This is a genomic window from Streptomyces sp. NPDC037421 (assembly GCF_055602105.1).
On the sequence record NZ_JBVJWV010000017.1, the window covers coordinates 93,833 to 112,698 of the forward strand.

An 18,866-nucleotide genomic window follows, 5' to 3' on the forward strand; every position below is an offset into this window, starting at 1 on the left:
ACCCGTCCCCGCCCCCGGCCGGTGGGTCCAGTCCCGTTGGCATCCTTCAGCCTCGCCGGCGTTTGAGGCGCGGGTCCGGGCAGCGCCCGGGGAACGCCCCGCGCAGCGGCACCGCACCCCGCCCGGCCAGGGCAGCGGCCCCGCGCGGCAGGCCGGCGGACGGAGTCCGGCGCAGCGGGCTCGAAGCCCGGGAAGCGCCCCGGCGCTGAGCGGTGCGAGGGGCGCGTCAGGAAGGGCGGCCCGTGATGACGGCCGTGACGGTCGTGCCCCGGGGGAAGGCGCCGGCGGCGGTGAGGGCGTGCAGGGCCCAGAGGAGCTTCGCGACGTAGATCCGCTCCACCGGGAGCCCGTGCCGGGACTCGAAGTCGGCGGCGAAGGCGTCGAGCGCGGGCGGGACACGGGCGTAGCCCCCGTGGTCGAAGCCCTCCGCCAGGGTCCAGTTGTCGGCGGGGCCGCCGAAGGCCGTCGTCTGGAGGGAACGTATCTCCGGACCCAGGAAGCCCCCGGCGAGCACCGGTACGCCCAGCGCCCGCTGGCCCGGGGCCAGCCCCGCCGCGAGGCCGGCCAGGGTGCCGCCCGTACCGCAGGCCACCGCCACCACGTCGGACGCCCCGCGCAGCTCGCGGCCCAGTTCCGCGCAGCCCGTGACGGCGAGGGCGTTGCTGCCGCCCTCGGGGACCACGTACGCCCCCGCGGCCCCGGCGGCGGCCAGGAGGCGGTCCCGGGTGTCCGGGTCGGCCTTGCGGCGGTACTCGGAGCGGGCGGTGAAGTGCAGCCGCATGCCGTCGGCGGCGCAGCGGGCGAGGGAGTCGTTGAGGGGGCGCCCGGCCAGCTCGTCGCCCCGTACGATGCCGACCGTCTCCAGGCCGAGCAGCCGGCCGGCGGCCGCGGTGGCCCGGAGGTGGTTGGAGTAGGCGCCGCCGAAGGTGGCGAGCCGGCCGTGGCCCGCATCCAGCGCTGCCCGGAGGTTCGGCGCGAGCTTGCGCCATTTGTTGCCGGGCAGCTCCGGGTGGACCAGGTCGTCCCGCTTGAGGAGGAGCCGCACCCCGTGCGCGGCGAAGCGTTCGTCGGCCGCCTCGACGAGGGGGGACGGCGGGCGGGGGCGCAGTTCGGGGTGGGTCACCCGCCCATTGTCAGGGCAGGCGCGGGGTGGTGTGGGGGACGGCCCGCCCGGGCCGGGGCCGGTCAGCCGGTTCGCTCACTTGAGGCGTTCGGCGACGCGTTCGCGCAGCCAGTCCATGGTGAAGCCCCTGGGGTCGACCTTGCCGGGCTGCCATTCGCGGTGGCCGATGACCGAGCGCGCGCCCCAGCCGTGGACCCGGCAGACGGCGGCCGCCGCGCGGGCGATGGCGTCGAGCTGCGCGGGCGGCCAGGGGTCCTCGCCGTCGCCGAGGTTCTCGCACTCGAAGCCGTAGAAGTACCGGTTGCCGTCGGTGTCGGCGTGGTGGTCCGGTGGCAGCCGCTTCTCGGCGATCACGGCCGCCAGGACGTCGGAGTCGCCGGCGCCGGCGTGGTTGGTGCGGCCGTAGCCGACGAGGTGGACCCGGCCGTCCTTGGTGATGACGCCGTGGCAGAGGGGGCCGGGCAGGGCGGAGTCGCCGTCGCGGCAGAGCTCCACGGTGTACGCGGTGCCGTGCGTGACGGTGTGGTGGACCATCACCCCGTGCACCGGCCCCCAGGGGCCCTTGTGGTTGCGGTTGCGGGTGCGCCAGGCGCCCACCTCCACGACGGTCAGGCCCTCGGCGCACAGCGCCTGGATGAAGCGGTCAGCGGACATGGGTGCGGACACGGCCGCCTCCTTTCACCGTATGTGTTCGTTCGGTTACTTAACGGTGTAGTGGAGGCGGCCCTTCCGGGCTAGGGCGTCTTTCGGCCAGTCGTCAGGCCGAGGCCAGCCACAGGTCCGGGCCGAAGACCTCGTAGTGGATGCCGGAGGCCGGGACGCCCTTGGCGATCAGCTGGGCGCGCACCGACCGCATGAAGGGGAGCGGACCGCACAGGTACGCCCTGGTGCCGGGGGCTACCGGGACCGCGGTGAGGTCGACGAGGCCGGTGGAGTCGCCGGGCTCGGCCCCGGCCTCGTACCAGAAGCGGGCCGTGGCGTCGGCGAGCTTGTGGGTCAGGGCGCGGTGGTCCGCGCGCAGGGCGTGGTCGGCGGGGCTGCGGTCGGCGTGCAGCACGGTGACCTGGCCGGTGTGCCCGGTTTCGGCCAGGTGTTCCAGCATCGACAGCATCGGGGTGCAGCCGATGCCCGCCGAGGCGAGCAGCACGGGCGAGTCGGGGTCCTGGAGGACCAGGTCCCCGTACGGGGCCGAGACGCGCAGGGTGTCGCCGGTGCGGACCCGGGCGTGGAGGTGGTTCGACACCTCGCCGTCGGGGGTGGCGCCGCCGTGGACCCGCTTGACGGTGATCGCGCGGACCGGGGAGCCGGGGGAGGCGGAGAGGCTGTACTGGCGGATCTGGCGGGCGCCGTCGGGGAGTTCGGCCTGGACCGAGACGTACTGGCCGGGCCTGAAGCCGGGGGCGGGGGCGCCGTCGGCGGGGATCAGGTGGAAGGTGGTGCAGTCGGGCGTCTCCTCGATCCGCGCGGCCACCGTCCACACCCGCCAGACGTCCCCGGCGAGCACCTGCTGCTCGGCGTACAGCCGCTCCTCGATGGCGGTCAGGGCGTTCGCCATCAGCCAGTACACCTCGTCCCAGGCCTCGGCGACCCCGGGCGTCACGGCCTCGCCGAGGACCTCGGCGATGGCCTCGAAGAGGTGCCGGTGGACGACCGGGTACTGCTCGCGGGTGACGCCGAGGGAGGCGTGCTTGTGGGCGATGCGGTTCAGCATCACGTCGGGCCGGGTGTCCGGGTGCTCCACGAGGTGGGTGGCGAAGGCGGCGATCGAGCCGGCGAGGGCCTGCTTCTGGAGTCCGGCTTTCTGGTTGCCGCGGTTGAACAGGTCCCGGAGCAGGGCCGGGTGGGCCGCGAAGAGCTTCGAGTAGAACAGCTCCGTGATGTCCGTGATGGCGGCCCCGACGGCGGGCAGGGTGGCGCGTACGGTCGCGGTCGACTTCTCCGACAGCATGGCGGCTCCTCGCTTAATTGGTATCGCAGATTCGTATTAAAGGGCTCGGGGCGGCCCGCCGCCATACGGAGATCCGTTCGAGGGCGGGCCGGGGGGTGGGGTCAATCGGCCACTCGGCCGCCGCCGCTCGAAATGCCCAGCAGCAGGGGGCCCGTGGGAGCCGCCACCAGCTCGTTCACCGTGAGCGGGTCCAGCGCGGCGAAGAACGCCTCCTGGGCCCGGCGCAGCGCGCCGCGCAGGACGCAGGCCCCGCGCAGCGGGCACGGGGTGGCGCCGTCGCAGTCCACGACGTCGCCCGCGCCCTCCAGCTCGCGCACCACCCCGCCCACCGAGGCGGCGCGCCCGGCGGCGGTGAGCGCGAGCCCGCCGCCGCGGCCGCGCCGGGCCTCGACCAGTCCGAGATGCTGCAGCCTGGCGACCACCTTGGCGGTGTGGGTGTACGGGACCTCCATCGTCGCCGCCACCTCGCGGGTGGTGGGGAGGTCCGTGTCCTCGACGGCCAGGCGCATGAGCACGCGCAGCGCCAGGTCCGTGAATCGCGTCAGCCGCATGGCCCCAGCGTAGAAAACTGGCATCACAGATACAAATTAAGAGCGGCCGGGCGTGCGACATGGCCGAAACGGGTGAGGTTCGAGGGAGGAAATGTGAAGCCGTTGAACCTTTGAGCATGCCCCTGCCCCCGGGGACCAGTCCCACCCGTTTGTGTAGTGGCCCGGTCACACGGCGCGCTGGAAGGCTTCCGTCCCGCAGACCATGGAGTGACAGGAAGGACACACATGTCGGTCCAGGCAGGTTCCGAAGCCGAATCCCGGGCACCGCAGAGCAGTCTCGGGACCGCGGCCGCGCGGAACTTGGCAACCACCACCAAGTCCGCGCCGCAGATGCAGGAGATCACCTCGCGGTGGCTGCTGAAGACGCTCCCGTGGGTCCCGGTGCAGGGCGGTACCTACCGGGTCAACCGCCGCCTCAGCCACACCGTCGGCAACGGCGTCGTGGAGTTCGTCAAGACCGGCTCGCGGGTCCAGGTCATCCCGGCCGAGCTCGGCGAGCTGCCGCTGCTGCGCGACTACGAGGACGCGGAGGTCCTCACCGAACTCGCCGGCCGCTGCCGCCAGGTCGACTTCGAGGCCGGACAGGAGCTCACCTCCTTCGGCAGCCCCTCCGACCAGGTCTTCCTGCTCGCCCACGGCCGCGTCGAACAGATCGGCCCCGGCCCCTACGGCGAGGACGCGGTCCTGCGGACCGTCGCCGACGGCGCCTGCTTCGGCGAGGCCTCGCTCACCGACGAGGCGGCCATCTGGGAGTACACCGCCCGCGCCGCCACCCCCGGTACGGCCCTCGTGCTGTCACGCCGGGACTTCCTGCTCCTCGCCGACCGGGCCGACTCGCTGCGGGCGCACGTGGACCGCGTACGCAACCGGCCGGCGCGGCGCACCAACCCGTACGGCGAGGCCGCGATCGAGCTCTCCGCCGGCCACGTCGGCGAGGCCGTCCTCCCCCGCGCCTTCGCCGACTACGAACCGCGCCCGCGCGAGTACGAACTCTCCATTGCACAAACGGTCCTGCGCGTCCACACCCGCGTCGCCGACCTCTACAACCACCCGATGAACCAGACCGAGCAGCAGCTGCGGCTCACGGTCGAGGCGCTGCGCGAGCGCCAGGAGCACGAGATGCTCAACAACCCGGAGTTCGGCCTGCTCCACAACGCCGACTACGACCAGCGCATCCAGCCCCACGACGGCGCGCCCACCCCGGACGACTTCGACGCCCTGCTCGGCATGCGGCGCGACTCCAAACTGTTCCTGGCGCACCCCGAGGCCATCGCCGCCTTCGGCCGCGAGTGCAACAAGCGCGGGCTCTACCCGGAGACGGTCGACGTCGCCGGCACCCGGGTGACGGCCTGGCGGGGCGTGCCGATCTTCCCGTCCACCAAGATCCCGGTCAGCGGCACCCGTACGACCTCCATCCTGTGCATGCGCACCGGCGAGGAGGAGCAGGGCGTCATCGGCCTCCACCAGCCCGGCATCCCCGACGAGATCGAGCCGGGCATGTCCGTGCGCTTCATGGGGATCAACGACCAGGCGGTCATCTCCTACCTGGTCACCGCCTACTTCTCCGCCGCCGTCCTGGTGCCGGACGCGCTCGGCGTCCTGGAGAACGTCGAGATCGGCCGCTGGGACCGGTGACCGCCGACGCCGTCGTAGCGGGCGAGGGGCAGGAAGCGGCGGCCCTGCTGGAAGAGGCGAGGCGAGCGGTCGAGCCGGAACTGCGCCGGGCCGTCGAGGGCCTGCCCGGCGCGATGCGCCGGGTGGCGGCGTACCACTTCGGCTGGGAGCGCGAGGACGGCGGCCCGGCCGCGGGCGGCGCGGGCAAGGCCATCCGGCCCGCGCTCGTGCTCGCCTCGGCGCAGGCCCTGGGGGCTTCCGGGGAGGCCGTCCGGGGCGCCGTACGGGCGGCGGCGGCCGTGGAGCTCGCGCACAACTTCACGCTGCTGCACGACGACATCATCGACCGGGACGTCCGGCGCCGCGGGCGGCCCACCGCCTGGACCGTCTTCGGGACCCCGCACGCGATCCTCGCGGGCGACGCGATGATGGCACTCGCGCTGCGGCTGCTCGCCGAGGACCCGCACCCGGCCTCGGCGCGGGCCTCGGCCCGGCTCGCGGCCTGCGTCGTCGAGCTGTGCGAGGGGCAGCAGGCGGACTGCGCCTTCGAGGAGCGCACGCACGTCTCGCTCGACGAGTGCCTGACCATGGCGACGGCCAAGACCGGGGCGCTCCTGGGCTGCGCCTGCGCGCTGGGCGCGCTGTACGCGGGGGCCGGGGCGGAGGAGGTCGAGGCGATGGACGCCTTCGGACGGGAGGCCGGGCTGGCCTTCCAGCTGATCGACGACCTGATCGGCATCTGGGGCGACCCCGGGCACACCGGCAAGCCCGCCGGGGCCGATCTGCTCGCCCGCAAGAAGTCCCTCCCGGTCGTGGCCGCCCTCACCTCGGGCACCGGGGCCGGGGAGGAGCTGGCGCTCCTGTACGCGGGTCCGCTGAAGGAGGGCGACGTCTCCCGGGCCGCCCGGGCGGTGGAGCGGGCCGGGGGCCGCGACTGGGCGCAGGCCCATGCCGCCGACCGGATGGGCCGGGCGGTGCAGGAGCTGTCCCGGGCGGTGCCCGACCTCACGGCGGCGGGCGGGCTGCTGGCGCTCGCGGAGTTCGTGACGCGGCGCACCAAGTAGCGGCCGGCTCGTCCCGGTGTCGCGGAGCGGTCTGTTCCGGCGCTGCGGGGCGCCGGAACAGGCCTTTTCACGGGCGGGCGGCGGGAAGCGCGCGGGGCAACTCTAGGATCACTCGCGGTAGTTGACATGTGAGTGAAGGGTGTGACCCGTGGTGCTGGAGATACGTCAGGCGGATCAGTCGGACCGGGACGCGGTCGCGCGCCTGCTGGACGAGGCCTTCCGCAGCGACCCCGTGAGCAGCTGGGTCTTCCCGGACCCGGAGCACCGGGCCGCCGTGCACGGCAGGTTCCTCGGGGTCTTCGTGGACGTCGCGCTGGCCGAGGGCCGGATCGACTACGCGGCCGACGGCTCGGCGGCGGCGCTGTGGCTGCGCGTCCCGGCGGGGGAGCCGGAGGGCGAGGACGAGATCCCGGCGAAGATGCGGGCGGTCGCCGACCCGGACAACGAGCGGTGCGAGCTGGTCGGCCGGCTCACCGGGGAGGTGCACCCCACCGCCGAGGAGCACGAGTACCTGCTGATGATCGCGGTCGCGCCGGGCCGGCAGGGGGAGGGGCTGGGCACCGAGCTGATCCGGCCGGTGCTGGAGCGCTGCGACCGGGACGGGGTCCCGGCCTACCTGGAGGCGAGCAGCGAGCGGAGCAAGGGGCTGTACGAGCGGCTCGGCTGGGAGTTCACCGGTGAGGCGGTACGGCTGCCCGAGGGGCCGCTGATGTGGCCGATGTGGCGCAAGCCACGGGGGTGAACGCGTACTCCCGCGAATTGGGGGTTGGCAAAGCACTTCAGGTGAAGTACTTTCATTGACGTGCCCCGGAGCGGAGGCACTCCCGAACGGAAGAGAATCGCTTGCGCAAGCTCACGTACTTCATCGCCACCACCGTCGACGGCTTCATCGGAGCCCCGGACGGCGATGCCGATTTCATCTACAGCTACCTCGACGCGGAGTTCATCGGCCACCTGACCGCCGAATACCCGGAGACGCTCTCCACTCCGGGACGCAAGCAGTTCGGCGTCGAGGACGCCGCGCCCAAGCGCTTCGACGCGGTGATCATGGGTCGCAACACCTACGAGCCCGGCCTCAAGGCGGGCCTGGCCAGCCCCTACGGCCACATGCGCGAGCAGTACGTCGTCTCGCGCAGCCTCACCGTCTCCCCCGACCCGCAGGTGCGGCTGATCAGCGGCGACGTCGTGGCCAAGGTGCGCGAGATGAAGGCGCAGGACGGGCTCGGCATCTGGCTGTGCGGCGGCGCCGACCTCGCGGCCCAGCTGGCGGACGAGATCGACGAGTACATCGTCAAGACCTACCCGGTCGTCGTAGGGACCGGCATGCCGATGTCCCGCGCCGGATTCGGGGTGCGCCCCCTGGAGCTGACCGGCTGCACCGCCCTCGGCGGCGGCCAGGTCGTCACCTCGTACGACGTCAAGCGCTGACCGACCACGGCATAACGCGCGAAACCGGCCTACCGTGGAGGTATGGCCGGTGAACAGCAGCAGCACGAGCGCGGGACGGTCGCCCCGCGGGCCGGACACGAGCAGCAGACGTGTCCGGCCTGCGGGCGTGCCGTGGAGACGGTGCTCCGACGGCGCAAGTCCCTGGGGATCTTCGTTCCCGAGTGGAGTCCGGGTCCCTGCCGGAACCCGGACTGTGCCCGCTACGTCCCCGTGGGTCAGCCCTAGCCCTTGGCGTCCAGACCCGAGGCGACCAGGCCGTTGGCCCACAGCTGGTTGACGCGCGACCGCTCGGCGCTGTTCGGGGTGGCGTTCGTGCACGAGGTGCCCGGGCCGCCGCCCGACATCAGCTCGCTGCACGGACCCGAGTAGTGGTCCGGCAGGCCCAGCACGTGACCGGTCTCGTGCGCCGTCACGCGGGTGGAGTTGTACTGCTGGTTCTGCCGGTAGTCCAGGAAGATGTAGCCGCGGCCGTGGCCGTCCGTGCTCGCGTACGAGCCGCGGGAGTCGTTGCCCTCGTAGTACGAGAAGTTCCCGCCCGAGGACACCTCCTGGAGCTTCACGTTGGCGACCGAGCTGTTCCAGATCCGGGTGGAGCTGGCTATCTGGGTGCGGAAGCTCGGCGCGTTGCGGGTGTTGTAGGTGACGGTGACGGCGAGCGCGCCCGGGTTCGCGGCCCGCTGCTCGGCGACCGAACGCTTCACGGCCTCGAAGAAGGCCCGGTTGGCGGCCTCGTTCTCCTGTGAACGCTCGTACGCGGCGTAGCTCGCCGGGCTGCCGGCGGGCGCGGTGGTCGCGGCCCCGGCGGTGGGTACGACACCGCCCAGGGCGGCGGCGACACCGAGGCCGACGGCGGCGGTGGACAGCATGTTCCTACGGGAGTGGCGCATGTGGGGGGCTCCTACTCAGCAGGTGCGGTGGGGGGTGGATGGGTCGTCCGGTACCGGAGTCTGCGGGAGCCGATGGGGCCGGGGGATGATGTCAGAGGCCGATAGCGCGGAGCTATCGGGCAGGTTTCGGCGAGATTCACCTTGGTCAACTGGCGTGAGAATGGCGGGATTCGGGGGGCTATCGGCGGCTGGTGCGGTCCGCGGGGCCCGCCTACCCTCGGGTCATGGAGCTCGAGGTGAGGCACCTGCGCGCACTGTGCGCCATCGAGGACGCCGGCAGTCTGCACAAGGCAGCCCGGCAACTCGGCGTGAGCCAGCCCTCCCTGACGACGCAACTGCGCCGGATCGAACGGGCCCTGGACGGCGAGCTGTTCCTGCGCGAGCGGACCGGCTGCCGGCCGACCCCCTTCGGGCGCACGGTGCTGGGGCGGGCGCGGCCGCTGCTCGCGGAGATGGCCGCGCTGGTCGCCGAGGCGCGGGCGGCGGCGAACGGGCCGCGGCTGCGCATCGGTTCGACGGCCAGCCGGGCCCTGCCGGGCTGGCTGCGGCGGCTGCACCGGCGCGCACCGGAGAGGGAGACCTCGCTGGTGGTCGACGTCTCGGCGAACGCGCTGCTGCGGATGACGGCCGGCGGGCAGCTGGACGTGGCGTTCGTGCACGAGGTGGAGGGCAGCCCGCTGAGGGTGCCGGCCGGGCTGGAACTGCGGGTGCTGATGGAGCGCGAGCCGCAGTTCGTGTCCATGTCCCGGGACCATCCCGCCGCGCGGTCGCCGGTGGTGGCGTTAGAGGACCTGGCCGGGGACCGCTGGACGGTGGACCCCTCGGTCGACGGTGAATGGGACGGGCTGAGACGGGTCTTCGCGGGGGCGGGGGTCGACCCGCCCGTGCTGCACGCCGACTACCACACGGCGGCCTCGCTGATCGTGTCCGGCGAGGCGGTGGCGCCGTGCCAGCCGACGTCCGGGCCTCGGGACGACATGGCCATCCGGCCGCTGTCGGGGGACCCGCTGGCGGTGCGGCTGCTTCTCGCGACCCGGCCGGGGGAGCACGCGGAGGTCTTCGAGGACCTCCGCGACGCCTACCGCGAAGCCGCCCTCCGCACCCCGCCGTACCGCGCGTGGCTCCGCCGGAGCGGGAGCCCGCTGCTGGTGGCGTAGCCCTTGCCTTTGCCCTGGCCGGGCGGTTGCCGGTGAGGGGTGTTGCCCTGCCGGGCGGGGTGCGGGTGGGGTGTTGCCCGGGGCCGGGGTCGGGTGTGTTGCCCGGGTGTCGGCCGGGGTGGGGTGGCTGCGGGGGCCGGGGTCGGTGCCGGGGTGGCTGCGGGGGCCGGGGTCGGTGCCGGGGTGGGGTGCCGTCCGGGACGGGCTTCGATGTTCGGCGCCTGTTCCGGGTCCGGTTGTGGCGGGGTGCCTCGCGCCGAATTCATCTCGTTTTGGTCCCGGACGACACCCCACCCCGTCCCCGCCCCCGGCCGGTGGGTCCAGTCCCGTTGGCATCCTTCAGCCTCGCCGGCGTTTGAGGCGCGGGTCCGGGCAGCGCCCGGGGAACGGTGGAAGGGCGGGTAGGGGACCAGCTCCGCGCAGCGGCAACACCCACCGGCCCCGGCCGCGGGCGCCGACGGCGCGTCGAGGAGGAGTTGCTTGACTTCGGTCGGCCGCGATATATCGTGTCTATAGAAGACGCGATATGTTGCGTGCGTCAGCCTGAGGAGGAGCAGCACATGCCAGAGCAGATGACGTGGTCCGTCGCCGCACCGCAGAAGCTCACCTTCGAGCAGCCGGTCGACGACCTCCGCGTACGCGTCGTCGGCGGCACCGTCAACGTGGTCGCCGCAGAGGAGGGCCCGGCCCGGCTGGAGGTCGCCGAGGTCGACGGGCCGCCGCTGCACGTGGTCCAGGACGGCGGCACCCTCACGCTGTCCTACGAGGACCTCCCCTGGAACGGCTCCCAGGGCTTCCGGAAGTGGATCGAGGGCAAGCCGTGGAAGGCCTGGGCCGGCTCCTCCCCGGACGGCCGCAAGGCGTGGGAGCGCAGCGTCACCGTGACGCTCACCGTTCCCGCCGGCACCCGGGTGCAGCTGGCCACCGTCAGCGCGGCCGCCTTCGTGTCGGGCATCTCCGGCGGGACCGAGGTCAACGGGGTCTCGGGTGACGCGACGCTGGTCGGGCTCTCCGGGAGGGTGGAGGCGCGGACGGTGTCCGGCGGCGTCGAGGCGCAGTCCGTCACCGGTGAGTTCGGTTTCCACTCCGTCTCCGGCGGTCTGACGGTGGTCGACGGCGCGGCAGGCAGCGTACGGGCCGACTCGGTCAGCGGCGACATGCTCATCGACCTCGTCCCCGATCCGGACGCCGCCAAGCCGGTGGACATCTTCCTCAACTCCGTGTCCGGCCAGGTGGCCATCCGCCTCCCGCACCCCGCCGACGCCAAGGTCGAGGCCAACACCGCCACCGGCAGCGTCTCCAACGGCTTCGCGGACCTGAGGGTCACCGGTCAGTTCGGCGCCAAGCGGATCACCGGCACCCTCGGCACCGGAACCGGCACCCTGCGGGCCACCACCGTCTCCGGGGCGATCGCCCTGCTGAGCCGCCCGCAGGCCGCGGCCGCTCCCCTCCAGCTCGACAAGAAGGTGCTCTGACATGCCGCCCGTCTTCGCCCACGGCCGCCTCCGCCTCTACCTCCTCAAGCTGCTGGACGAGGCGCCCCGCCACGGGTACGAGGTGATCCGCCTGCTGGAGGAGCGCTTCCAGGGGCTGTACGCGCCCTCCGCGGGCACCGTGTACCCGCGGCTGGCCAAGCTGGAGGCCGAGGGGCTGGTCACGTACGCCACCGAGGGCGGGCGCAAGGTGTACTCGATCACCGAGGCGGGCCGTGCCGAGCTGGCCGACCGGGTCGGGGAGCTGGCGGACCTGGAGCTGGAGATCCGCGACTCCGTCTCCGAGCTGGCCGCCGAGATCCGGGACGACGTCCGCGGCGCGGCCGGTGACCTGCGCCGCGAGATGCGGGCGGCGGCCTCCGCGACGGCGACCCACTTCGAGGACGAGTCCTGGAAGGCCGCCAAGGAGGAGTTCCGCAAGGCGAAGCAGGAGTGGAAGGAGCAGGCCCGCCGGGCGAAGGACGAGAGCCGCCGGGCCCGCGAGGAGGCCCAGCAGGCCAGGCGCCAGGCCAAGGAGGCCCAGGAGCGGGCCCGCGAGGAGGTGCAGCGGATCGCCGCGCAGCTCCAGGAGCAGTTCGCCAAGTCCGGCGGGGTCCTGGGCAGCCTGGCCGGGGCCTGGCTGGGCGGCGGCGCCCCCGCCGACACGGGCCCCGCCGAGACGCCGAGCGCGCCCGGGCCCGCGGGCTCGGGATGGGCCGAGGACCTGACGCCCACCGCGGACCCGGCGCGGGACCTGGACCGGCTGCTGGACCGCTTCCGCGACGACGTGCGCGACGCGGCCCGCGACCACGGCGTGACCCCGGCGCAGCTCGCCGAGGCCCGCGCCCACCTGGCGGCGGCCGCCGCCCGCATCGCGGCGGGACTGAACGGCTAGGGGGTGTCCGGCGGATCAGGGCCGGGCCCGGGACGCCCGGCACCCCCTAGGCCGCGGCCTCAACCGTGGCGTACGTGACTCCGTGGTCCGCGAGGACCTCGGAGACCGGGCCGGGGTGCGAGATCAGCGCCAGGAGCAGGTGCGGGGTGCCGATGCGGCGGTCCTTGCGGCCCAGGGCGATGCGGAGGGACTGTTCCAGGGTCTTCTTCGCGCCCTGGGTGAAGCGGATGTGCCGGTTCTCGGGCTCCGGGCGGCCCAGAGCCTCGCGGAGCGAGGTGCCCAGGCCCCGCCTGCGGGGAGCGGGGGCCGCGAGGGCGCCCGCGCCGTGGGTCTCCTCGACCCGGGAGACGATCTCCGAGAGGTCGATGCCGAGGCCCGCGAGGGCCTCCTCGTCCGCCTTGGACATCCCGCCGCGGCGGCGGGCCGCCTCCAGGGCGGCGGCGACGGCGGGGCCGTCCACGCCGAGGCCGTCCAGGGCGCCCAGGTCCAGCAGGGACAGCAGCAGGTGTTCCTCGGTGACGGCGGCGGCGCCGGCCGCGCGGGCCTGGGTGACCGCGCCCGTCACCGTGTCATGGGCGTCCCGGGTGAAGCGTTCGAACATCACAGCCTCCCGTGCTTCTTGTGTACGGCCTGCCGGCTGACGCCCAGCTCGGCCGCGATCTCCTGCCAGGACCAGCCCTGCGCGCGGGCGCTGCGTACCTGCACGGCCTCCAGCTGCTCCAGCAGTCTGCGGAGGGCGGCCACGGCACGCAGGCCCACGCGCGGGTCCCGGTCCCCGGCCCGTGCGGCAAGGTCGGTCGCTTCGGTCATGGCTGTCAATTTAGGTTGACGCGGGAGGAGTGTCAACCCTGATTGACACCATCAGGTCGTGAGGACGATCTTGCCGAAGAGGTCTCCCGATTCGAGCTTCTCGAAGCCCTCGCGGGCACGGTCCAGGGGGAGGACCTGGTCGATGACGGGGCGGATGCCGGTGGCCGCGCAGAAGGACAGCAGGTCCTCCAGCTCGTCCTTGGTGCCCATCGTCGAGCCGACCACCTTCAGCTCCAGGAAGAAGATCCGGTGCAGCTCGCCCGACGGCGGGGTGCCGCCGCTGGTCGCGCCCGAGATCACCAGGGTGCCGCCGGGGCGCAGGCTCTTGACCGAGTGCGACCAGGTGGCGGCGCCCACCGTCTCGATGACCGCGTCCACGCGGTGCGGGAGCCGCGCGCCGGGCTCGTACGCCTCCACCGCGCCCAGCTCCACGGCCCGCTTCCGCTTGGCCTCGTCGCGGCTGGTGGCGAAGACGCGCAGGCCGGCGGCCTTGCCCAGGACGATCGCGGCGGTGGCGACCCCGCCGCCCGCGCCCTGGACGAGCACGGAGTCCCCGGGGCGGACCCCGGCGTTGGTGAAGAGCATCCGGTACGCCGTCAGCCAGGCCGTCGGGAGACAGGCGGCCTCCTCGAACGACAGCTCGGCGGGCTTGCGCAGCACGTTCCAGGCGGGGACGGTCACCTGCTCGGCGAAGGTGCCCTGGTAGCGCTCGGTCAGGATCGAGCGGGGCTCGTCCGGGCCGACTCCGTGGCCGCTCTGGCCGATCACGGAGTGCAGGACGACCTCGTTGCCGTCCTGGTCGGTCCCGGCGGCGTCGCAGCCGAGGATCATGGGCAGTTTGTCCTCGCCGAGGCCGACTCCGCGCAGTGACCACAGGTCGTGGTGGTTGAGCGAGGCGGCCTTGACGTTGACGGTCACCCAGCCGGGGCGGGTCTCGGGTGCCGGGCGTTCGCCCAGCTCAAGGCCGTTCAGCGGCTGGTCTCGGTCGATTCGGGCGGCATAGGCAGCGAACATGGCGCCAGACGCTACCGGTCGGTAGGCCGTCCTGACCAGGGGCGGGTGATCGCGGACCAGCCGGAGTGGAAGTACTGGTTCGATGCTCAACTACCAGCCGTACCAGGCGGTTTGCGCCTTGCATAGGACTAACCGGAACGTCAAGAGGAGTCCTGGAGAGGGGTAGGATTCAAGCCATGCGGCGCGCTCGTCATGAGCCTGTCATTCCCGTCGCATTCTCGCTTTGCGTTCCCGCGTTCTCTCGCGCGCCCGGCAAGGAGGGCGGAACGACCCCTCCCGGTTCGGGGGCGGGGAGGGTGCGTTCCTGCGGAGGGGACGACGCGCACGCGAAGAGGCCCGGCCGGATCGATCCGGCCGGGCCCCACCCGTGGCACTGTGACTCAGCGTGGCGCTCAGGCCAGGCGGGCCACCCCGTCGGCCTTCGCCGCGGCGGCGACCGCGGCCGTGACGGCCTCGGCGACGCGCTCGTCGAAGGGCGAGGGGATCACGTAGTCGGCGGCGAGCTCGTCACCCACGACGCCGGCGATGGCGTCGGCGGCGGCGATCTTCATGCCTTCGGTGATCCGGGTCGCGCGGACCTTCAGGGCACCCGCGAAGATGCCCGGGAACGCCAGCACGTTGTTGATCTGGTTCGGGAAGTCCGAGCGGCCGGTCGCCACGACGGCCGCGTACTTGTGCGCGACGTCGGGGTGGACCTCCGGGTTCGGGTTGGCCATGGCGAAGACGAAGGAGTTCTTCGCCATCGTGGCCACGGCCTCCTCGCCGACCGTGCCGCCGGAGACGCCGATGAAGACGTCCGCGCCCGCGAGGGCCTCCTCCAGCGTGCCGTTCAGGCCGGTCTTGTTGGTCAGGCCCGCGATCTCCGCCTTGACGTCCGTCAGGTCGGTGCGGTCCGAGGAGACCACGCCCTTGCGGTCGGTGACGCAGACGTCGCCGATGCCCGCGTCGACCAGGATCTTGGCGATGGCGATGCCCGCCGCGCCCGCGCCCGCGATCACGGCGCGCAGGTCGCCGAGGGTGCGACCGGTGAGCTTCGCGGCGTTGCGCAGGGCGGCCAGCGTCACGATGGCCGTGCCGTGCTGGTCGTCGTGGAAGATCGGGATGTCCAGCGCCTCCTGGAGGCGGCGCTCGATCTCGAAGCAGCGGGGGGCGGAGATGTCCTCCAGGTTCACCCCGCCGAAGGACGGCGCCAGACGGATGACCGTCTCGACGATCTCGTCCGTGTCCTTGGTCGCGAGCGCGATCGGGACCGCGTCCACGCCGCCGAACTGCTTGAAAAGAATCGCCTTGCCCTCCATCACGGGGAGGGAGGCCTCGGGACCGATGTCACCGAGTCCGAGCACGGCCGTACCGTCGGTGACGACGGCGACCACGTTCGACTTCCAGGTGTACTCGTTCACGAGCTCCGGCTGCTCGGCGATGGCGGTGCACACCTTCGCCACGCCGGGGGTGTACGCCAGGGACAGGTCGTCCTTGTCGTTCACCGGAACGGTGGCCTGGATGGCCATCTTGCCGCCCCGGTGCAGTGCGAACACCGCATCGGGGTTGTTGTCCGTCGCACTGTCGCTGCGAGGGTTGACGATCTCCGCTGCCACTTCGTGTGACCCCTTAAGTCCTTTGAATCGTTGAGGGTGGCCACTCCTGGTTAAGGGGTGGGCGGGCACCGCGTTCGTACTCCGCGTCGACGGTTGGACCGTCTCCGCGGAGGGGAGGTTCGTACGCGCGGGCGCGCCGCACGCGCGCCCTGAGCCCCGGATGAGGGGTGTAAGGATCTGTTCTACCCGAAGAACACTCGGCCAGACGAGTCGATTCCGGACTGATCGTAGGGTCCTTGCCCCGGTTTTGGCTAAAAGTCCAAATCTCTCTGTCCAGCAGGCGAGACGCACAGTAAATAGTGAGGTGAAAGCGCCAGGTCACGGGGGTTTGTGCGGCTCCGATGGGCCTTGCCCGCAGTCCTGTTGGGTAGTCGGGGGCGCCCGTTATCTGATTTTGACCTGACGGGCACCCTGAATGCGTCAGTCCGAATGGCAAGATGCCGTAATCACACAAGGTCGCGACACTCGATGGTGCGTGCCCGGCCTTCTCTCGGATGCTTTTCCACCCCTGTCGGAGGAACCGCTCATGACCGCAAGCACCACCCGTCGTACGACCGCCGCCCGGTCCCGGATCGCCGCGGTCGGCGCGATCGCGGTCGCCGGCGCCCTGATCCTCACCGGATGTGGCGACCAGACCGAGGGCAACGGCTCCTCGGACTCGGGCAAGACCGACAACAGCGCCCCGCTGTTCTCGAAGCTCCCGAAGAAGATCCAGGACGCGGGTGTCATCAAGGTCGGCTCCGACACGGCCTACGCGCCGATGGAGTTCGTCGACGGCGGCAAGATCGTCGGTGTCGACCCCGACATCGCCGAGGCGCTCGGCAAGCAGCTCGGCGTGAAGTTCCAGTTCACCTCCGGCACCTTCGACGGTCTGATGACCTCCCTCGAGACCGGCCGCCAGGACATCGCGATGTCCTCGATCACGGACAACAAGAGGCGCCAGGAAGGCCTCGACGAGAAGGGCCAGAAGATCGGCAAGGGCGTCGACTTCGTCGACTACTTCTCCTCCGGCGTCTCGCTCCTCGTCAAGAAGGGCAACCCGCAGAACATCAAGTCCCTCGACGACCTCTGCGGCAAGACGGTCGCCGTCCAGCGCGGCACCACGTACGAGGACACCTTCAAGGCCCAGGCCGAGAAGTGCGGCGACAAGAAGCTCACCATCGAGGCGTTCGACACCGACGCCGAGGCCCAGACCCGCGTCAAGGCCGGCGGCGCCGTCGCCGACCTGAACGACTTCCCGGTCACCGCCTACACGGCGAAGACCTCGGGCGGCGGCAACGACTTCGAGGTCGGCGGCCAGCAGGCCGACGTCGGCCTCTTCGGCATCGCGGTCTCCAAGGAGAACACGCAGCTGCGCGACGCCCTCAAGGAAGCCCTCGACGCCATCATCAAGGACGGCTCCTACGCCAAGGTCCTGGAGAAGTGGAACGTGAAGGACAGCGCCGTGCAGTCCGCCACGATCAACGCGGGCAAGTAAGACCGAGCGCTCCACTGAAGGGCAGTCATTGTGACTGACAAGATCGACAAGGGTCCGGCCGCAACTCCGGCCGGGCCTGGCGCCTCGGGCACCCCCTACGAGGCGATCAAGGCCATCCCCGTACGGCACTACGGCCGCTGGATCAGCGCCGTGGTCGTCGCCGTCGTCCTGGCGTGGCTCGTCTACGCCTTCTCCCAGGGCAAGATCATCTGGGGCACGGTCGGCGACAAGCTGTTCGACCCCGCGGTCCTCGGCGGCCTCGGCAACACCATCATCATCAGCATCTCGGCCATGGCGCTGGGCCTGGCGCTGGGCATCCTCTTCGCCGTGATGCGGCTGTCGAAGAACCCGGTCACGAGCTTCGTCTCCTGGCTCTACATCTGGTTCTTCCGCGGCACCCCGGTCTACGTGCAGCTGCTGGTCTGGTTCAGCCTCCCGCTGATCTTCCAGTACATCAACCTGGGCCCGATCTACAAGAACGAGACCGTCGACGTCATGACGCCGTTCATGGTCGCCCTGCTGGGCCTCGGCCTGAACGAGGGCGCCTACATGGCGGAGATCGTCCGTGCGGGCATCCAGTCCGTCGACGAGGGCCAGAGCGAGGCCTCGCACGCGCTCGGCATGACCCAGACGCAGACCATGCGCCGCGTCGTGCTGCCGCAGGCGATGCGCGTGATCATCCCGCCGACCGGCAACGAGTTCATCAACATGCTGAAGACCTCCTCCCTGGTCTCGGCGGTGCAGTACACCGAACTCCTGCGGGCCAGCTCCAACATCGGCAGCACCGCCGGCGCGGTCATCGAGATGTACTTCGTGGCCTCCATCTGGTACCTCGCGCTGACCAGCGTCTTCAGCGTCGGCCAGTACTACCTGGAGCGCCGCTACGCCCGCGGCTCGCTGCGCAGCCTGCCGCCCACCCCGTTCGAGCGGCTCAAGGCCAACCTGAACATGTTCCGCCGTACGGAGGTGGCGAAGTGACCGCCCAGCCGATGGTCAAGGCCGAAGGCGTCCACAAGTCGTACGGCGCCGCCCACATCCTGCGCGGGATCGACCTCGAGGTCGCCCCCCGCGAGGTCTTCTGCCTGGTCGGCCCGTCCGGCTCCGGCAAGTCCACCTTCCTGCGCTGCATCAACCACCTGGAGCGCATCAACGCCGGCCGGCTCTCGGTCGACGGCCAGCTGGTGGGCTACAAGCAGAAGGGCGACAAGCTCTACGAGCTGAAGGACAGCGAGGTCGCGGCCCAGCGCCGGGACATCGGCATGGTCTTCCAGCGCTTCAACCTCTTCCCGCACATGACCGCCATAGAGAACGTCATGGAAGCCCCGGTCATGGTCAAGGGCGAGAGCAAGGCCGTGGCCCGCGAGCGCGCGATCAAGCTCCTGGACCGCGTCGGCCTCGGCACCAAGGGCGGGAACTACCCGACCCAGCTCTCCGGCGGCCAGCAGCAGCGCGTGGCGATCGCCCGCGCGCTGGCCATGGAGCCGAAGCTGATGCTCTTCGACGAGCCCACCTCGGCCCTGGACCCGGAGCTGGTCGGCGACGTCCTCGACGTCATGCGTGACCTGGCCGAGTCGGGCATGACCATGATCGTGGTGACCCACGAGATGGGCTTCGCCCGCGAGGTCGGCGACAACCTCGTCTTCATGGACGGCGGCGTCGTGGTCGAGTCCGGCAACCCGCGCGACGTGCTGGGCAACCCGCAGCACGACCGGACGAAGGCGTTCCTGTCCAAGGTGCTCTGAGCGTCGAGGCGCTCTGAGCGCGGTGCGCCGGCGCAGGGGCGGTACGGGTTCCCGTACCGCCCCTGCGG

19 protein-coding genes are annotated in these 18,866 nt (G+C 71.9%); 10 read left to right on the forward strand and 9 right to left on the reverse strand.

Annotation, left to right across the window (positions count from 1 at the left end):
• Window positions 1-226 precede the first annotated feature (226 nt).
• The 4 genes from ACZ7IF_RS23755 to ACZ7IF_RS23770 form a co-directional block, all read right to left on the reverse strand.
• Complete coding sequence (locus tag ACZ7IF_RS23755) at window positions 227-1,123, reverse strand: 1-aminocyclopropane-1-carboxylate deaminase/D-cysteine desulfhydrase (RefSeq protein ID WP_470974563.1); 897 nt, start codon at window positions 1,121-1,123, stop codon at window positions 227-229.
• Window positions 1,124-1,198: 75 nt separating this feature from the next.
• On the reverse strand, window positions 1,199-1,789 hold the full coding sequence (locus ACZ7IF_RS23760) for an N-acetylmuramoyl-L-alanine amidase (protein WP_470974567.1): 591 nt from the start codon (window positions 1,787-1,789) through the stop codon (window positions 1,199-1,201).
• 91 nt (window positions 1,790-1,880) lie between these two features.
• Window positions 1,881-3,071: a globin domain-containing protein gene (locus tag ACZ7IF_RS23765; protein WP_470974570.1), complete on the reverse strand. Its 1,191-nt coding sequence runs from the start codon at window positions 3,069-3,071 to the stop codon at window positions 1,881-1,883.
• Between the two features lie 101 nt (window positions 3,072-3,172).
• Window positions 3,173-3,622 carry an RrF2 family transcriptional regulator gene (locus tag ACZ7IF_RS23770; RefSeq protein ID WP_470974573.1) on the reverse strand — a complete coding sequence of 150 codons (450 nt, stop codon included), beginning with the start codon at window positions 3,620-3,622 and terminating at the stop codon, window positions 3,173-3,175.
• A 225-nt stretch (window positions 3,623-3,847) separates the two neighbouring features.
• Here ACZ7IF_RS23770 and ACZ7IF_RS23775 point away from each other — a divergent pair, with 225 nt between their 5' ends.
• The 4 genes from ACZ7IF_RS23775 (at window position 3,848) to ACZ7IF_RS23790 (ending at window position 7,728) form a co-directional block, all read left to right on the forward strand.
• Window positions 3,848-5,257 carry a family 2B encapsulin nanocompartment shell protein gene (locus tag ACZ7IF_RS23775; protein ID WP_470974575.1) on the forward strand — a complete coding sequence of 470 codons (1,410 nt, stop codon included), beginning with the start codon at window positions 3,848-3,850 and terminating at the stop codon, window positions 5,255-5,257.
• Window positions 5,245-6,300, forward strand: a complete 1,056-nt coding sequence (locus ACZ7IF_RS23780) for a family 2 encapsulin nanocompartment cargo protein polyprenyl transferase (RefSeq protein WP_470974687.1) — start codon at window positions 5,245-5,247, stop codon at window positions 6,298-6,300. The genes ACZ7IF_RS23775 and ACZ7IF_RS23780 overlap by 13 nt, the downstream gene beginning before the upstream one ends.
• A gap of 148 nt (window positions 6,301-6,448) precedes the next feature.
• Entirely contained in the window at window positions 6,449-7,042 is a 594-nt protein-coding gene (locus tag ACZ7IF_RS23785; RefSeq protein ID WP_470974578.1) for a GNAT family N-acetyltransferase, read from the forward strand.
• 101 nt (window positions 7,043-7,143) lie between these two features.
• Window positions 7,144-7,728, forward strand: a complete 585-nt coding sequence (locus ACZ7IF_RS23790) for a dihydrofolate reductase family protein (protein ID WP_470974580.1) — start codon at window positions 7,144-7,146, stop codon at window positions 7,726-7,728.
• Window positions 7,729-7,970: 242 nt separating this feature from the next.
• Here ACZ7IF_RS23790 and snpA read toward each other — a convergent pair whose 3' ends face one another.
• Entirely contained in the window at window positions 7,971-8,636 is a 666-nt protein-coding gene (gene snpA / locus ACZ7IF_RS23795) for a snapalysin (protein ID WP_470974583.1), read from the reverse strand.
• A 224-nt stretch (window positions 8,637-8,860) separates the two neighbouring features.
• Here snpA and ACZ7IF_RS23800 point away from each other — a divergent pair, with 224 nt between their 5' ends.
• From ACZ7IF_RS23800 to ACZ7IF_RS23810, 3 genes are all read left to right on the forward strand, one after another.
• Window positions 8,861-9,793: a LysR family transcriptional regulator gene (locus ACZ7IF_RS23800; protein WP_470974586.1), complete on the forward strand. Its 933-nt coding sequence runs from the start codon at window positions 8,861-8,863 to the stop codon at window positions 9,791-9,793.
• A gap of 560 nt (window positions 9,794-10,353) precedes the next feature.
• On the forward strand, window positions 10,354-11,268 hold the full coding sequence (locus ACZ7IF_RS23805) for a DUF4097 family beta strand repeat-containing protein (RefSeq protein ID WP_470974589.1): 915 nt from the start codon (window positions 10,354-10,356) through the stop codon (window positions 11,266-11,268).
• A gap of 1 nt (window position 11,269) precedes the next feature.
• A complete protein-coding gene (locus ACZ7IF_RS23810; protein WP_470974591.1) occupies window positions 11,270-12,160 on the forward strand; it encodes a PadR family transcriptional regulator in 891 nt (296 codons plus the stop codon).
• A gap of 46 nt (window positions 12,161-12,206) precedes the next feature.
• Here ACZ7IF_RS23810 and ACZ7IF_RS23815 read toward each other — a convergent pair whose 3' ends face one another.
• From ACZ7IF_RS23815 to ACZ7IF_RS23830, 4 genes are all read right to left on the reverse strand, one after another.
• On the reverse strand, window positions 12,207-12,761 hold the full coding sequence (locus tag ACZ7IF_RS23815; protein WP_470974594.1) for a Clp protease N-terminal domain-containing protein: 555 nt from the start codon (window positions 12,759-12,761) through the stop codon (window positions 12,207-12,209).
• Window positions 12,761-12,970, reverse strand: coding sequence for a helix-turn-helix domain-containing protein (locus ACZ7IF_RS23820; RefSeq protein WP_173315878.1), 210 nt, complete (start codon window positions 12,968-12,970; stop codon window positions 12,761-12,763). Before ACZ7IF_RS23820 ends, ACZ7IF_RS23815 begins: the two co-directional genes overlap by 1 nt.
• Window positions 12,971-13,021: 51 nt before the next feature.
• The gene (locus tag ACZ7IF_RS23825) at window positions 13,022-13,984 is read right to left on the reverse strand and encodes a zinc-binding dehydrogenase (protein ID WP_470974597.1); all 963 of its coding nucleotides are present in this window, start codon (window positions 13,982-13,984) and stop codon (window positions 13,022-13,024) included.
• A gap of 392 nt (window positions 13,985-14,376) precedes the next feature.
• A complete protein-coding gene (locus ACZ7IF_RS23830; protein WP_470974600.1) occupies window positions 14,377-15,579 on the reverse strand; it encodes an NAD(P)-dependent malic enzyme in 1,203 nt (400 codons plus the stop codon).
• A gap of 526 nt (window positions 15,580-16,105) precedes the next feature.
• Here ACZ7IF_RS23830 and ACZ7IF_RS23835 point away from each other — a divergent pair.
• The 3 genes from ACZ7IF_RS23835 to ACZ7IF_RS23845 are packed head-to-tail and all read left to right on the forward strand — an operon-like array spanning window position 16,106 to window position 18,798.
• Window positions 16,106-17,056, forward strand: a complete 951-nt coding sequence (locus ACZ7IF_RS23835; RefSeq protein ID WP_470974603.1) for an ABC transporter substrate-binding protein — start codon at window positions 16,106-16,108, stop codon at window positions 17,054-17,056.
• Window positions 17,057-17,086: 30 nt separating this feature from the next.
• Window positions 17,087-18,034, forward strand: a complete 948-nt coding sequence (locus ACZ7IF_RS23840; protein WP_470974606.1) for an amino acid ABC transporter permease — start codon at window positions 17,087-17,089, stop codon at window positions 18,032-18,034.
• An 11-nt stretch (window positions 18,035-18,045) separates the two neighbouring features.
• The gene (locus tag ACZ7IF_RS23845; RefSeq protein ID WP_470974690.1) at window positions 18,046-18,798 is read left to right on the forward strand and encodes an amino acid ABC transporter ATP-binding protein; all 753 of its coding nucleotides are present in this window, start codon (window positions 18,046-18,048) and stop codon (window positions 18,796-18,798) included.
• The last annotated feature ends 68 nt before the right edge of the window (window positions 18,799-18,866 follow it).